General features: G+C 63.1%; 14 protein-coding genes (1 of these 14 only partly in view). 5 read left to right on the forward strand and 9 right to left on the reverse strand.

The features are described 5' to 3' along the window. The 3 genes from O9Z63_RS16290 to fdhD form a co-directional block, all read right to left on the reverse strand. Nucleotides 1–2,445: the 5' portion of an FdhF/YdeP family oxidoreductase gene (locus O9Z63_RS16290; RefSeq protein ID WP_270126398.1), read on the reverse strand. Its footprint begins 117 nt before the window's first position; the window shows 2,445 of its 2,562 coding nt (coding positions 1–2,445); it begins with the start codon at nucleotides 2,443–2,445; its stop codon lies beyond the left edge, outside the window. Nucleotides 2,446–2,496: 51 nt separating this feature from the next. After that, nucleotides 2,497–2,823 carry a DUF7009 family protein gene (locus O9Z63_RS16295; RefSeq protein WP_270126400.1) on the reverse strand — a complete coding sequence of 109 codons (327 nt, stop codon included), beginning with the start codon at nucleotides 2,821–2,823 and terminating at the stop codon, nucleotides 2,497–2,499. Between the two features lie 201 nt (nucleotides 2,824–3,024). After that, the gene (gene fdhD, locus O9Z63_RS16300) at nucleotides 3,025–3,918 is read right to left on the reverse strand and encodes a formate dehydrogenase accessory sulfurtransferase FdhD (protein ID WP_270126402.1); all 894 of its coding nucleotides are present in this window, start codon (nucleotides 3,916–3,918) and stop codon (nucleotides 3,025–3,027) included. A gap of 260 nt (nucleotides 3,919–4,178) precedes the next feature. On the opposite strand from fdhD, the gene moeB reads away from it, so the two are divergent. After that, on the forward strand, nucleotides 4,179–5,288 hold the full coding sequence (gene moeB / locus O9Z63_RS16305; protein ID WP_270126404.1) for a molybdopterin-synthase adenylyltransferase MoeB: 1,110 nt from the start codon (nucleotides 4,179–4,181) through the stop codon (nucleotides 5,286–5,288). A 79-nt stretch (nucleotides 5,289–5,367) separates the two neighbouring features. After that, complete coding sequence (locus tag O9Z63_RS16310; RefSeq protein WP_270126405.1) at nucleotides 5,368–6,531, forward strand: putative sulfate/molybdate transporter; 1,164 nt, start codon at nucleotides 5,368–5,370, stop codon at nucleotides 6,529–6,531. 4 nt (nucleotides 6,532–6,535) lie between these two features. Here the strand turns inward: O9Z63_RS16310 and O9Z63_RS16315 are convergent, their stop codons facing one another. Further along, entirely contained in the window at nucleotides 6,536–7,345 is an 810-nt protein-coding gene (locus O9Z63_RS16315; RefSeq protein WP_270126406.1) for a DUF2490 domain-containing protein, read from the reverse strand. An 84-nt stretch (nucleotides 7,346–7,429) separates the two neighbouring features. On the opposite strand from O9Z63_RS16315, the gene O9Z63_RS16320 reads away from it, so the two are divergent. After that, complete coding sequence (locus O9Z63_RS16320; RefSeq protein ID WP_270126407.1) at nucleotides 7,430–7,813, forward strand: nuclear transport factor 2 family protein; 384 nt, start codon at nucleotides 7,430–7,432, stop codon at nucleotides 7,811–7,813. Between the two features lie 91 nt (nucleotides 7,814–7,904). Here the strand turns inward: O9Z63_RS16320 and O9Z63_RS16325 are convergent, their stop codons facing one another. The 3 genes from O9Z63_RS16325 to moaA all read right to left on the reverse strand — a co-directional run bounded on the left by O9Z63_RS16325 (nucleotide 7,905) and on the right by moaA (nucleotide 10,279). Beyond that, nucleotides 7,905–8,705, reverse strand: a complete 801-nt coding sequence (locus O9Z63_RS16325; RefSeq protein ID WP_270126408.1) for an alpha/beta hydrolase — start codon at nucleotides 8,703–8,705, stop codon at nucleotides 7,905–7,907. 220 nt (nucleotides 8,706–8,925) lie between these two features. Then, a complete protein-coding gene (locus O9Z63_RS16330; protein ID WP_270126409.1) occupies nucleotides 8,926–9,204 on the reverse strand; it encodes a DUF1294 domain-containing protein in 279 nt (92 codons plus the stop codon). Nucleotides 9,205–9,262: 58 nt separating this feature from the next. Further along, nucleotides 9,263–10,279, reverse strand: a complete 1,017-nt coding sequence (moaA, locus tag O9Z63_RS16335) for a GTP 3',8-cyclase MoaA (protein WP_270126410.1) — start codon at nucleotides 10,277–10,279, stop codon at nucleotides 9,263–9,265. A gap of 177 nt (nucleotides 10,280–10,456) precedes the next feature. On the opposite strand from moaA, the gene moaD reads away from it, so the two are divergent. Together moaD and O9Z63_RS16345 are read left to right on the forward strand one after the other, a co-directional pair. After that, a complete protein-coding gene (gene moaD / locus O9Z63_RS16340; protein WP_270126411.1) occupies nucleotides 10,457–10,699 on the forward strand; it encodes a molybdopterin converting factor subunit 1 in 243 nt (80 codons plus the stop codon). 182 nt (nucleotides 10,700–10,881) lie between these two features. Then, a complete protein-coding gene (locus O9Z63_RS16345; protein ID WP_270126412.1) occupies nucleotides 10,882–11,301 on the forward strand; it encodes a molybdenum cofactor biosynthesis protein MoaE in 420 nt (139 codons plus the stop codon). A 203-nt stretch (nucleotides 11,302–11,504) separates the two neighbouring features. Here the strand turns inward: O9Z63_RS16345 and O9Z63_RS16350 are convergent, their stop codons facing one another. Both O9Z63_RS16350 and moaC read right to left on the reverse strand, forming a co-directional pair. Beyond that, a complete protein-coding gene (locus tag O9Z63_RS16350) occupies nucleotides 11,505–12,680 on the reverse strand; it encodes an NTP transferase domain-containing protein (protein ID WP_270126413.1) in 1,176 nt (391 codons plus the stop codon). Beyond that, nucleotides 12,670–13,158, reverse strand: coding sequence for a cyclic pyranopterin monophosphate synthase MoaC (gene moaC / locus O9Z63_RS16355; RefSeq protein ID WP_270126414.1), 489 nt, complete (start codon nucleotides 13,156–13,158; stop codon nucleotides 12,670–12,672). The genes O9Z63_RS16350 and moaC overlap by 11 nt, the downstream gene beginning before the upstream one ends. Nucleotides 13,159–13,342: the final 184 nt, after the last annotated feature.

A 13,342-nucleotide genomic window follows, 5' to 3' on the forward strand; every position in this document is an offset into this window, starting at 1 on the left:
GCTGGCAATGGGCACCAGCGGGTTGGCCTCGGGGAAGTAGGCGGCCACGTTGCCCTTCGGAATGTCGTAGGGAATGGCCAGGAACTTCTCCACGGTGCGGGTGGAGCCCAGGTAGTGACTGGTGATGTCAATCAGGTCTTTGGACTTGAGGCCGCGCTCGGCCATATCCTGCTCGTTCATGAATAGCACACGCCGCTCGCCCGTTACGCCCCGGTACCGGTCGTTATAGTCGTAGATGGTGGTGTTGAACTGGTCGTGGCTGCGCACGGTCATCATCACCAGCTGGCCGGGCTCCAGCTCGCGCTGGTACTTCTGAAACTCGGTGGTGGTGAAGTTGGCCTTGCCGTTCTTGGTGGTGAATTTCCGCTCACGGGGGCCGTTGGGCAGATAGAACCCGCCGGGGCGGCGCAGCTTCTCGTTGAAGTTCTCGAAGCCCGGAATCACGCGGCTGATATGGTCGCGGATGACGTCGTAGTTCTCCGTCATAGCCACCCAGTCGGCAATGTTGGTTTTCTCGCCCAGGGTGGCAATGGCCACACCGGCAATGATGGCCACTTCGCTCATCATCTGGCCGGGCAGCGGCACCAAAATGCCTTTGTTCTGGCTCACCACGCCCATCGAGTTTTCGCAGGAGGTCATCTGGTGACCGCTGCGCTGCATGTCCACGTCGGCGTGGGTGAAGCAGGGCAGCAGGAGGCTGGTTTCGCCGGTCACGAGGTGGCCGCGGTTGAGCTTGGTGCCCACGAAGACGGTGAGCTTCTGCTTGCGCATGCCTTCAGCAATAACTTCGGTGTCGGGGCCGGCGGCGAGCAGGTTGCCGCCTAGGCTAAAGTATACCTTGGTTTTGCCTTTATACATGGCTTTGATGGAATCGACTACGTCGAGGCCGTGCTCGTAGGGCGGCTGGAAGTTGAACTCCTTGCCCAGCGCATCCTGGAACTCCTTGGTGGGCTGCTCCCATACGCCCATCGTCCGGTCGCCCTGCACGTTGGAGTGGCCGCGCACCGGGCAGGTGCCCGCACCGGGCTTGCCGATGGCGCCCTTCATGAGCTGCAGGTTCACGATTTCCTGAATAGTCTGCACGCCCTGGCGCTGTTGCGTCACGCCCATGGCCCAGCAGGTGATGATCTTCTGCTTGGGAGCAATGATGTTGGCCGCTTCCAGCAGCTGCGCCCGCGAAATGCCGCTCAACTCCTCGATATCCTCCCACGGCGTGTTGCGGATGTTCTGCTCGAACGACTCGAAGCCGGTGGTGTACTTGTCGATGAACGGGCGGTCCACTACCTGGCCGGGGTTGCGGTCCTCGGCCTCGAACAGGTGCTTCATGATGCCGCGCAACAGGGCCATGTCGCCATCTACGCGCACCTGCAGGAACAGGTCGGTGATTTGCGTACCGTCGCCCAGCAACGCGCCCAGCGCCTTGAAGGGGTTCATGAAGTCCTGCGGGTTCTTGAAGTGGTTGAGGCCGGCTTCCAACAGCGGGTTGATGCTGATGATTTTGGCCCCGTTCTTCTTGGCCTTCTGCAGGGCCGACAGCATGCGTGGGTGGTTGGTGCCCGGGTTCTGACCGATGATGAGAATCACCTCAGCCTCGTAGATGTCGTTGAGCGTGACGGAGCCTTTGCCCAAACCCAGGGTGGGGCTCAGGGCCGCGCCGCTGCTTTCGTGGCACATGTTGGAGCAGTCGGGCAGGTTGTTGGTGCCGAACTGCTTGGCGAAGAGCTGGAACAGGAAGGCCGGCTCGTTGGGCACTTTGCCCGATGTGTAGAACAGGGCCTCATCGGGCGAGTCCAGTGCGTTCAGCTCCTTGGCAATGATGTTGAAAGCATCGGCCCAAGCAATGGGCGAGTAGTGGTTGTCGCCGGGGCGCTTCACCATCGGGTGCGTGAGACGGCCGGCGTTGTTCTGGTCGCGGTCCGTCATCTGGGAGAGCTGGGCCAGGCTGTGCTTGGCGAAGAACTCGGGACCAGCGGCCTTGTCATCGGCATCCGAAGCGGTGGCTTTGGCGCCGTTCTCGCAGAACTCCGCTACCGAGCGGTGGTCGTCCGGATCAGGCCAAGCGCAGCTGGAGCAGTCGAAACCGTCCTTCTGGTTCATCTTGAGCAGGCCACGCGTGCCCCGGTCGAGGCCGCCTTCCTTCCAGCTGAACTCCATGCTTTTGAGCACGGCCGTTACGCCGGCCGCTATCTTGGCCGGGGCATCCAGCGTCAGGCCGGTCAGGGCTTCCGGCGGCTGGGCCAGGATGGGGTTGGTGTATTTGGCGTTGGCCACTTCGGCCGGCGTGATGTTGCTTTCGTCGCGCATACTCTGGGGGTCGGGGCGGTAGTGGTCGGGAGCCGGAGCCTCGCCCTGGTCGCTCCGTTCGCCGCTTTTAGGGGCATTTTCCGCTTTTTGCTGCTGCTGGTTACCGGCCTTGGCGGGGTCGGATTTCGGGGAATCTTCCATGCGGAGTGGGATTTGAGCGGTGGTGGTAGAAATACAAAACGGCGCGGGCTACTAATGTTTGCAGCCCAAGTCCTTTTCTACCAAGATATGGACGACTTGGTTGTCAGTAACTTCCTGAGTGCCGCGCAGGCTGATGGCTTCCGAGGAAGTCCAGCCGTCGGCCACCGTGGCCGGCACCAGCACCCGCACGCGGCCCGCCTCGTGGCACACGGCCAGAGCCGGCACCGTTGGGTCGCGTTCGAGGGTATACGTAAGAGAGTCGGCGGCGGTCAGGCCCAGAGGCACAACCGTTTCCAGCCGGCCCTGCTGCCGGAAGGCGGCTACCTCCGGCTCATCCAGGCGCAGGCGCAGCGTATTGTCTTCGAGGCGGAGCTTCATGTGGGGGTGATGGGGTGATAGAGGAATGGGGTGATGAGGGGAAGATAAGCAGAACGTCATTCCGAGCCTGCGAGGAATCTCGCGTGCTGATGTTGTTAAACAACACCCACTCCGTAGCCCAGGGTTTAAACCCTGGGCTAGTGAAGCAATGTCAGCACGCGAGATGCTTCGGCTGCGCTCAGCATGACGTTCTATATTCTTTTACTTGGTACCGTCCCGCTCGCCACCGGCCTGCGTGATGCGCCAGTCGTGGCAGTAGATGTTGTAGCGGTTCTGGCGCACGAAGCCGCAGAGGGTCATGCCGAAGTCGCGGGCGGCGGAGACGGCCAGGGAGCTGGGGGCGCCCACGGCGGCCAGCACCGGAATGCCGGCCACGGCCGCTTTCTGCACCAGCTCGAACGAGGCCCGGCCGCTGACTAGCAGCACGGCGTTGTGCAGCGGCAGCAGCTCCTGGAACAGCGCCGCGCCAATTACTTTGTCGAGGGCGTTGTGGCGGCCTACGTCTTCGCGCAGCAGCAGCAGCTCGCCTTCCGGCGAAAACAGGGCCGCCGCGTGCAGGCCGCCAGTTTGCTCGAACAGGTCCTGGGCGGCGCGCTGCCGCTCGGGCAGCTGGTGCAGCACGCCGGCCGGCACGTAGGGCCCCGCCGCGGGCAGCACCGGACAGGCCGCCGCGTGTACCGCCTCGATGCTGGTTTTGCCGCAGACGCCGCAGCTGCTACTGGTGTAGAAGTGGCGCTCCAGGCGCGGCAGATCGGGGGAGGCGGTGGGGGCTAGCTCGGCGCGCACCACGTTTTCGCGCTCCTCTTCCTTCTCCACGTCGGGGCAGTAGATGACGCCCTGCAACTCCTGACGGCTGCGGATGATGCCTTCGGTGAACAGGAAGCCGGCCGCCAGCTCGAAATCGTGGCCGGGCGTGCGCATCGTAATGCTGAGGGTGCGGTGCTGGCGCTGGTCGGCGGGGCCGTAGCCGAGGCGGATTTCCAGCGGCTCCTCAGCGGCTAGCACATCGGAGGCTTCGGTTACAGTTTCGCCCTGCACCTTGTGCACGGTAACGTAGTCGTAACTGGTAGGGGGCAGGAAAACGGGAGCAGACACGGCAGGTAACACGTAAGAGGAAAGGAGCAGGAAGGCCGGGCCGAAGCCGTGGTCTTGTAATTAAGTAACCTTCCGAAGAGGTTGGGAGTTTTGAAGAGCCTGGCGCGACACAAAACCAAGCAGACCGGCCGCTGAGCCCGCGCCTGCACCGCCTGGCTCTGGGGCTTACGGCAGAACTAGCCTGGCCGATGCCTGCGGCGGTACTTGTCGGCCATTCGACGGCGGCGGCCCATCTTTACGACTTTCCTATTTCCCTTGCCATGCTCACTTCCGAAGAACGCCAGATTTACCGTCGCCACCTGCAGCTGCCCGAAATCGGGGAGGCAGGCCAGGAGAAGCTGAAGGCGGCCCGAGTGCTGGTGGTGGGCGCCGGTGGCCTGGGCTGCCCCATTCTGCAGTACCTGGCCGCCGCCGGCGTGGGCACGCTCGGCATCGTGGATGCCGACAAAGTGGACCGCAGCAACCTGCAGCGGCAGATTCTGTACGGCCCCGCCGACCTGGGCCAGCCCAAAGCCGCTACCGCCGCCCAGGCCCTGCGCCGCCTCAACCCGCTCATCAACACGGAGGTATTCAACTGCCGCCTGACGCTGGGCAACGTGCGCGAGCTGGTCGGCAAATTCGACGTGGTGGTAGACGGCTCCGACAACTTCCCGACCCGCTACCTGCTCAACGATGCCTGCGTGAGCTTCAATAAGCCGCTGATTTCGGGGGCCATCTACAAATTTGAGGGGCAGGTATCGGTGTTCAACTACCAGGGCGGGCCCACCTACCGCTGCTTGTTTCCGCAGCCGCCCTCGGCTCAGGAAGCTCCCAACTGCGACGCTACCGGCGTGCTGGGCGTGCTGCCCGGTCTGGTGGGCATGGCCCAGGCCACCGAGGCGCTGAAGGTGGTGCTGGGTATTGGCGAAGTGCTCAGCGGCCGGCTCTGGCTGTTCGATGCCCTCACGTTTCAGACGCGCGCCCTCAAATTCGCCCGCCGCCCCGAGCAGGCCGCTATCAACCTCGACACCGCCAACACGGCCGACTACGCTGATTTGTGCGGGCCGGCAATTACGGGCATTACGGCCGATGAGCTGCGACTGGCGCTGGAATCGACCCAACCTCCGTTTTTGTTGGATGTGCGTGAGCCCCACGAATACGTGCAGGGCCACTTGCCGGGTGCTACGCTGCTGCCGCTCGGCAACCTAGCCAGCGGGGTGGCTTCTATCCCGCGCCATCATCCGGTGGTGGTGTATTGCCGCAGTGGTGCCCGCAGCGCCAAGGCCATCGGACAGCTTCAGGCTACGTATGGCTTCACCAACCTGCTGAACCTGGAAGGAGGCCTGCTGGTCTGGGAAACCTCAGAACATGCCCAACTGGGGCAGGCCTGAGTCAACCCCTTCGGTGAGCTGCGGCCCCGGCGACCTAGCGTCACTCCACCTCCCTTTCATTCAGCTGCTCAATCCTATAATGCCACTTACCGCTTCCTCCCGCCCCCACCTACGCATTCGGTTTGACCGAAACGAACTGGCCGGTGCGTTCGGGAACCTAGGCACCGACCTGCCCTTGCTCATCGGCATCATTGGGGCGTCGGGCATGGACAGTGCGGGGGTTCTGGTGATGTATGGGCTGATGCAGGTGTTTACGGGTCTGTGGTACGGCATGCCGATGCCGGTGCAGCCGCTGAAAGCGTTTGCCGCGCTGGTTATTGCCCAGAAAATTCCGGGGCGCATCATCTTCGGGGGCGGGCTGGCGATTGGCGTGAGTATGCTGGTGCTGTCGGTGACGGGGCTGATTGACGCCCTGGCGCGGCTGGTGCCCAAGCCGGTTATCCGGGGCATTCAGTTTGGGCTGGCCCTGCAGCTGGCCACGCTGGCGCTCAAAGACTATGTGCCTGCCGACGGCCTGCCAGGCTACATGCTGGCCGCCGCGGGCTTTCTGCTGACGGCGGTGCTGCTGGGCAACCGCCGTTGGCCGGCGGCGCTGGTGGTGCTGATGCTGGGCGTGGGCTACGGGCTGCTGTTCAAGCTGGATTTTGCCACGGCGCACCGAGCCCTGGGCTTGCACCTACCCACCTGGCACGTGCCGCAGTGGCCCGATATTGCCACCGGCGCAGTGTTGCTGGCGCTTCCCCAGATTCCGCTTTCCCTGGGCAACTCGGTGCTGGCGACCCGCCAAGTGGCGCACGACTACTTCCCGGAGCGTAACCTTACGGTCCGGCAGATCAGCCTCACCTACGCCCTTATGAACCTGGTAAACCCGTTTCTGGGCGGCTTTCCCTCGTGCCACGGCTCGGGTGGCATGGTGGGGCACTACACGTTTGGCGGCCGCACGGGCGGGTCGGTGGTGCTGTATGGCGTGCTGTTCATGGCGCTGGGGCTATTTTTCAGCCAAGGATTCCGACAGATAGTGGATATTTTTCCCCTCCCTATCCTGGGTGTATTGCTGCTGTTTGAAGCGCTGACGCTGGCCACCCTGCTGCGCGACATCAGCGAGTCGCGCGGCCACCTGCTGCTGGCGTTGCTGGTGGGCCTGCTGTGTAGCGGCCTGCCGTATGGCTACCTGATAGGCCTAGTGGTAGGCACGGCGCTCTATTACGCCATGCAACGCGGCTGGGTGGGCCTGGGCAAGTAGCTCCTTAATCCGGCTGAGAGGGCACGAACTCGGGGGTAGTGGAGCTGATTTTGCGGCTCAAGCGGTAGATGACGGACAGGGCCACGTTGTTTTTGGCCACGGTGGTCTGGGGCGTGAAGACGTTCTGCCGGTAGCTGGCGGGCGTGTAGTTGGCTTGGTTCAGCCAGCCGGCCTGCACCGTCAGGTGCTTATCGAACTGGTAGCCCAGGCCCGCAAACAGCCGGTTGCGCTCAAAGAACGGTCCGCGCGGGTTAAAGAACACCTCGTCATACACCGTCAGGAACGCGGTGTGGTCGGTGAAGGTGGGGTGGTTGAGGGGCAGCAGCGTGTTGAAGCGGTAGCGCAGGCGCGTGCGGTAGCGGCGCTGGCCCGCGGGCACCACGTCGTCGCGGAAGCGGAACCACCGTTCCTCCATGCGGTAGCGGTGCTCCAGCTTGAGCCGGGACGTCAGCTGGGTGAGGGTGAGCTGTTGCCACAGGCGGCCTTCCACGTTCAGGGGACCGGCACTCAGGTCGCGGTAGTCGGCGGTGGAGTAGCGGCCGCCGGCCAGCATCAGCGTGAAGTTCTTGGCTACGTCGTAGCTCACGCCGCCTTTCAGCTCGGTGTAGAAAAACTGCCGCCCCAGGCCGTTGGCGCGGGTCTGTACCTCGGCGTAGCCACCCCAGTGCTTGGGGCCGCCGGGCAGCACCACGGTGCCGATGAGCCAGGTGCCCACCTGGCGGTCGGGAACGGCGTTGGTCTGGGCCGAGGCGGCAAGCGGCAGCAGGGCCAGCAGGCCGGTGAGCAGAAACGGGTGAGGGGAAGAAGGCAGCATCAGGGCCCGAAGGTAGAAAACCCGCGGGGCTCCACCCAAGCGCAAGCTCCTGCGTACAGCCAGCTGCATCCAACCTTCCTTCTCATGGCATCACCCAAGCAGAACAAACAAACGGCCATTGCCTTCTACCAGCTGATGTTCAACGACGGCCAGCCCGCCGAAGCCATCCGGCGCTACGTGGGCGACGAGTACATCCAGCACAACCCCCACGTAGCCGACGGCAAGCAGGGCTTTATCGACTATTTCGAGCGGATGCAGCGCGAGTACCCCGGCAAGCACGTCACCATCCGTCGGGCCCTGGCCGAAGCCGACCACGTAGTGCTGCACTGCCACCAGCACTGGCCCCACAACCACGACTACGCCGGCATCGACATCTTCCGCTTCGACGAGGCTGGTAAAATCGTGGAGCACTGGGACGTGCTGCAGGTAATTCCCGCCGAGGACAAAAGCGGCAACGGCATGTTTTGAGTGGTTAGACGTGAGTATCTAGTAGTTAGATTTTCTTCATCCGCCTGATCATCATATTGTTGATGATTTTCTGCATACTCACTACTGATATCTACTCCGCAAGCACCTGCCGGATGGCGCGCTGGTAGTCGGGGTTGTCGGTCATGCCGTTGTGGCCCGCACCGGGTAGGGTGATGAACTGGTCGCGGGGCTTGAGCTGCTGCCGGAGCCGGGCCGTGGAGGTGGGGCTGATAACCTCGTCCTGGTCGCCGTGGAAGATGACGATGGGGGCCGATACGCGAGACAGCACCTCATCGGTGGCCAGTGGGTAGCGCACCAGGAGAGGCGGCACCCAGGGATAATGCTGGCGCGCCATGGCCCGCATGCTGGCGTAGGGGGCCTGCAACACCAGTAGGCGCGGGTGGTGCCGGGCAGCCAGCCACGCCGCCGGCCCGGTGCCCAGCGAGTAGCCCAGCAGCACGGTTTTGGCTTCCGGGAATTCGCGCGTGAGTTGCCGGTAGGCCGTATCCACATCGGCGAGCAGCTGGGCCTGGCTGCTGATGCGGCCCCCGCTTTTGCCGTAGCCCCGATAATCGAGCAAAAACACGCTGTAGCCCAGCCGGGTGTAGGTAGCCGCCACCTCGCCCCAGCTATTTAGTGCCCCGCCGTTGCCGTGCAGGTAGAAAATCAGCCCCTTAGCAGCGGAATCGGCCGGGAACAGCAGGCCGTGCAGGCGGGTGCCGTCGGCCGTCGGAATCCACCGTTCCTCAAACCGGTTGCTGAACCGGAAACGGTAATCGGCGGGCAGCTTGGCAGGAAAGAACAGCAGCCGCTCCTGCTGAAAATACAGCAGCCCGCACACCGCCACGTACAGCGCCGCCCCCACACCCAGTATCCAGAATACTACCTTCATAGTAGGTCAAGGATACCGGATTTACACGGGATACTACATGGTCACACTAGTTTTATGCACGATGGAGGCAGCCTGTAGAGACGCGACACTTCGCGTCTCAGCGTTGGCCGATTTCGTTCGGACGGCGCATCCGAGGAGACGCGAAGTGTCGCGTCTCTACACTGCTCAGGAAATGACCACAAAGGGCTTCTTCTCAGTCAGTAGTTTGTGTTCACCATAGCTATAGTGACACCGGCAGGTACGTCCACATAAAATAGAGCGCCGCCCCTTGCAGCAGCGTCAGTAGCAGCGTGATGCTCCAGAAGGCGGCTTTGCGGTTTTTGTGGTGCAGCAGCAGGATGGCCGCCCACGCGCCGGGGGCCGCAGCCGGCAGCGTGGCGAGGTGCAACGTTTTTTCCGGAATGCGCCGCTGGCCGCGCTGGGCTTTCCGTTTATCGAGGGCGAATAGCAGGAAGCACAGCAGATTGAAGAACAGCAGGCAGATTAGGAGTACGGTCATGGTGCGGGAGGCAAAACGTGCAGCAGTGGGGCCGCAAGTTATGCGTCAGCAACTCCGCTTACCCCCCAATCGTGCTCATCGATTCGAAACTGAGCTGGTGCAGGGGGCGCTGGCTTTCGGCCTCGAAGCCGTTGGCGGCGCGGTTGCGAAAGGCCGATTTCAGGGCGTCAGCAATCTGCTCATCCGAGGAGCCGCCGCGCAGCAGGGCCCGAATGTCGAGGACGCCCTGGTCGTAGAGGCAGGTTTTGAGGCCACCCTCGGCCGTGAGGCGGATACGGTTGCAGGTGCCGCAGAAGGTGCGCGAGTAGGCCGCAATGATGCCCAGGCGGCCCTGGTGGCCGGCCACGGTGTAGTGCGAGGCCGTGTCGCCGGAGCGGGTAGGCACCGGCGTCAGCTCGCCCAGGTTCAGCGCCAGATGTTCCCTAATGCGGTTGTGATTCCAGGGCAACGTGGCGGGCGTGGCTTCGTGGCTGTGGCCGTTGAAGGGCATTTCCTCGATGAAGCGCACATCCACCGGCAGGTCGCGGGTCAGCTCGGCCAGCGGCAGCAGGTCCTGAGTGTTCTGCCCGTCCATTACCACGGCGTTGATTTTCACCCGGATGCCGGCCGCCAGCAGCGCGTATAGCGTGTCGAGCACGCGGGGCAGCTCGTCGCGGCGGGTGATGCTAGCGAAACGGGCGCGGTCGAGGGTGTCAAGGCTCAGGTTTACTGCTTTCAGGCCCATGCGGGCCAGCTCGGGCACGTGGGGTGCGGTAAGCACGCCGTTGGTGGTCATGGTCAGCTCCGTGATGCCCGGAATCTGGCTGAGGCGGTCCATGAACGGCACTAGGTCGCGGCGCACGAACGGCTCCCCGCCCGTGAGGCGCACTTTGCGCACACCCAGTCCGGCCATGATGGCGACCAGCCGCTCCATTTCCTCATAGCTCAGCAGCTCCTGCTTGGGCAGGTACTTGATGCCTTCCTCGGGCATGCAGTAGAAGCAGCGCAGGTTGCACCGGTCCGTGACGGCCAACCGCAGGTATTCCAGCGGGCGACCATGGTTATCAAACAGAACGGAGGGTACGGCAGAAGACATAAGGGAAGGGGAGAAATAACGGCGCAGCAGGAGCCACGAAACAAACAACGTAAATCAGGCTTTTCCGTTCGGGTAAACAACCCACGGGCTCCGGCCCGGGTTTTGTCGGTTCGGTGCAAACTTGCCGACCGACCCGAACCGGCCCCGCCGTTTCGCCCACGAATTACCAGATAACCCATGAATCTGAAAATTGCTTTGTTCGGCATTGCCCGCGAAATCGTGGGGCAGCCCACACTAGAAGTTTCCGCGCCGGAAGGCCAGTCGGCCCAGGGCCTGCTCCAGAGCCTGCATGCTCGCTACCCCGAGCTGGCCCGCCTCAGCAGCCTGGCCGTAGCCGTCAACAACGAGTATGCTGCCGAGGATACCCCGCTGCAGGAGCGCGACGAAATAGCCCTGATTCCGCCGGTAAGCGGTGGGTAATTTCCGCGTCAGTTGCTAGTTGTTGGTTGTCAGTTTTTAGGCAGTCCAGAACGTCATGCTGAGCTTGCCGAAGCATCTCTACCGCTTCGTGTTCACAATTGAGTTAGTCTGAGGTAGAGATGCTTCGGCAAGCTCAGCATGACGGCCATTTTTCACGACCTCAAATCAATCCCATTCCTCCCTTGATCCACATCGACCTCACCGACCAACCCATCGACGTTCTGGCTGCCCTGCGCAGCGTGGAAGCCGACGGGGCGGGCGCCATTAACACGTTTATCGGCACGGTGCGCAACAAGAGTACCGGCCGCCCCGTGGTGCGTCTCGAGTACGAAGCCTACGACAGCATGGCCCTGCACCAACTCCGCAAAGTAGCCGAGCAAGCCGCCGAGCAGTGGCCGATGGTGGAGAAAATAACCGTCATACACCGCAAAGGCACCCTCCACATCGGCGACGTGGCCGTGGTCGTAGCCGTCTCCACGCCCCACCGCGCCGAGAGCTTCGCTGCCTGCCAGTACATCATCGACACCCTGAAACAGGTGGTCACCATCTGGAAAAAGGAGTTCTACGAGGACGGTGACGTGTGGGTAGCGGCGCACCCGTAGCAGCTAGTTAAGTCCATCGGCTTTAGGTAAAAGCAGAACGTCATGCTGAGCTTGCCGAAGCCTCTCGCGTGCTGACCTCGGGTTACTATCCCAACGTAAGCACGCGAGAGGCTTCGGCAAACTCAGCATGACGTTCTTTTTTGCGTTTCAGCCTCAGCACGCTAGATTACTCGCAGGCTCTGCATGACGTTCTTGTGTACGCGTTACTCCAGCTCCTGGCGCACCTGCTCGGCTTCCTCGGGCGTGTTCACGTTGCGCAGCTCCTGGGGGACAGGGGCGGGCAGCACGGCCACATCGGAGTTGATGAGGGTTTTGCGGGGGCAGCTGTAGCCCAGGCTTAGGAAGCGCAGCAGCTGCGGGTAGCTGGCCGGCTCCCAAATGGTAATCAGCGGCTCGGGCCACTCGTTTTCGGGGCTCTGGAAGGCGGTGGCCAGGCGGCCAGGCTGGCGGTGCTGCACCAGGTGGGCCAGAGTGGTTTCGGACAGAAACGGTAGGTCGCAGGCCACTACCAGCCAGGCGGCGTTGGGGTCCAGGCGCAAGGCCGAGAGGATGCCGCTGAGCGGGCCCAGGTCGGTGAAGGTATCAGGCAGGGGGCGCAGGCCGGCGTATTCCAGCTCCACCACCTGGTCGGGGCGGCAGGAAACGTGCACGTCCTGGCAGAAGGGGGCCAGCAGCTCGGCGGCGTAGGCGCGTTGCTCCTGGCCGTGGTAGACCAGCTTGCTTTTGTCCTGGCCCATGCGCTGGCTGCGGCCGCCGGCCAGCACCAGGCCCCGCAGCGGTGGCGCGGCGACGCGCCATTCATCCAGAATCAGTTGGGCAATAGCGGCAGTATCGTGCAGCGGCAGCACCGGCACGTTGGCTTCTCCCAAATGGGCGCGAAGGTAGGCGGGTACTTCCGTGACGCCTTCGGGGATCAGCAGGGCGCGCACGTCGGTGAGGCGGTCCAGCTTCTTTTCCACAGGCTTGGCGGGGTCCAGAATCACCAGCTGCTGGGCGGCGCGGAAGTGGTTGCCGTTTATCAGCACCAGGCTTTGATGCTGCAGCAATTCGGGCTGACTGAACCGGTCGAGGGGCCGCTTCACGTCGAGACGGGCGAAGCGGATGTTGTCGGTCAGCTCAGCGTTGGCGCCGGCGGCCAGCATGCCGGTTTCGGGAGTGGTGCCGTTGCGCACGGCATCGGCGGCGGCGTGGTCGGCGTCCACGTAGGCCACGCGCAGGGTATCGGTGAGCAGCGGCAGCAGCCGGGCGGCCAGCTCCTTGATGCGGCCACAGGGGGCACCCAGAATGGCCAGCTCGTGGCGGCCGAACTCGCCGCCGTGCGGGCGAGCCAACTGGGCATGCTTGGTGCGGGATTTGTCGGTGGGGGCGTTATCCAGCATGATGGAAGTCCTGTTTGCCGCCGGTTTTGCTGACGAGGCGGGTTTCCTGAATGAGAATGTCGTGCGAAAGGGCCTTGCACATGTCGTAGATGGTGAGGGCCGCCACCGACGCGCCGGTGAGGGCCTCCATTTCCACCCCGGTTTTGCCGGTCACGGTAGCCGTACACTCAATCAGCACGGCATCGGGGCCATCCACTTCTATGATTACCTGGCAATTATCCAGGCCCAGCGGGTGGCACAGCGGAATCAGCTCGGAGGTGCGCTTTGCCCCCATGATGCCGGCAAGAATAGCCGTCTGAAACACGGGGCCTTTGCGGGTCGGCAAGTCGCCTTCCTTCACCAGAGCCATGATTTCGGAGCCGAGTATCACCCGGCTGCGGGCCCGCGCCACACGGCGGGTCGGTTGTTTGGCGCCCACGTCCACCATGGCCGGCTGGCCGGCGTCGTTGAGGTGGGTGAGTTTAGCGGAGTCGGACATACGGAGCACAAGCTTCAGCTTGTGGTTAGAGGAAAAGTAAAGGGTAAGGCCTGTACGAAAGTACCGCCCGGAAAGTAGCGCGAACTTTGCAGTTCGCGTCCCCGCGCCGTTTGGGCGGCTGTCGTCCGGTTATCGTTCGGGGGCGCGAACTACAAAGTTCGCGCTACTATTCGGTCAGCTACAC

Source organism: Hymenobacter yonginensis, from assembly GCF_027625995.1.
GTDB classification, from domain to species: Bacteria; Bacteroidota; Bacteroidia; order Cytophagales; family Hymenobacteraceae; genus Hymenobacter; species Hymenobacter yonginensis.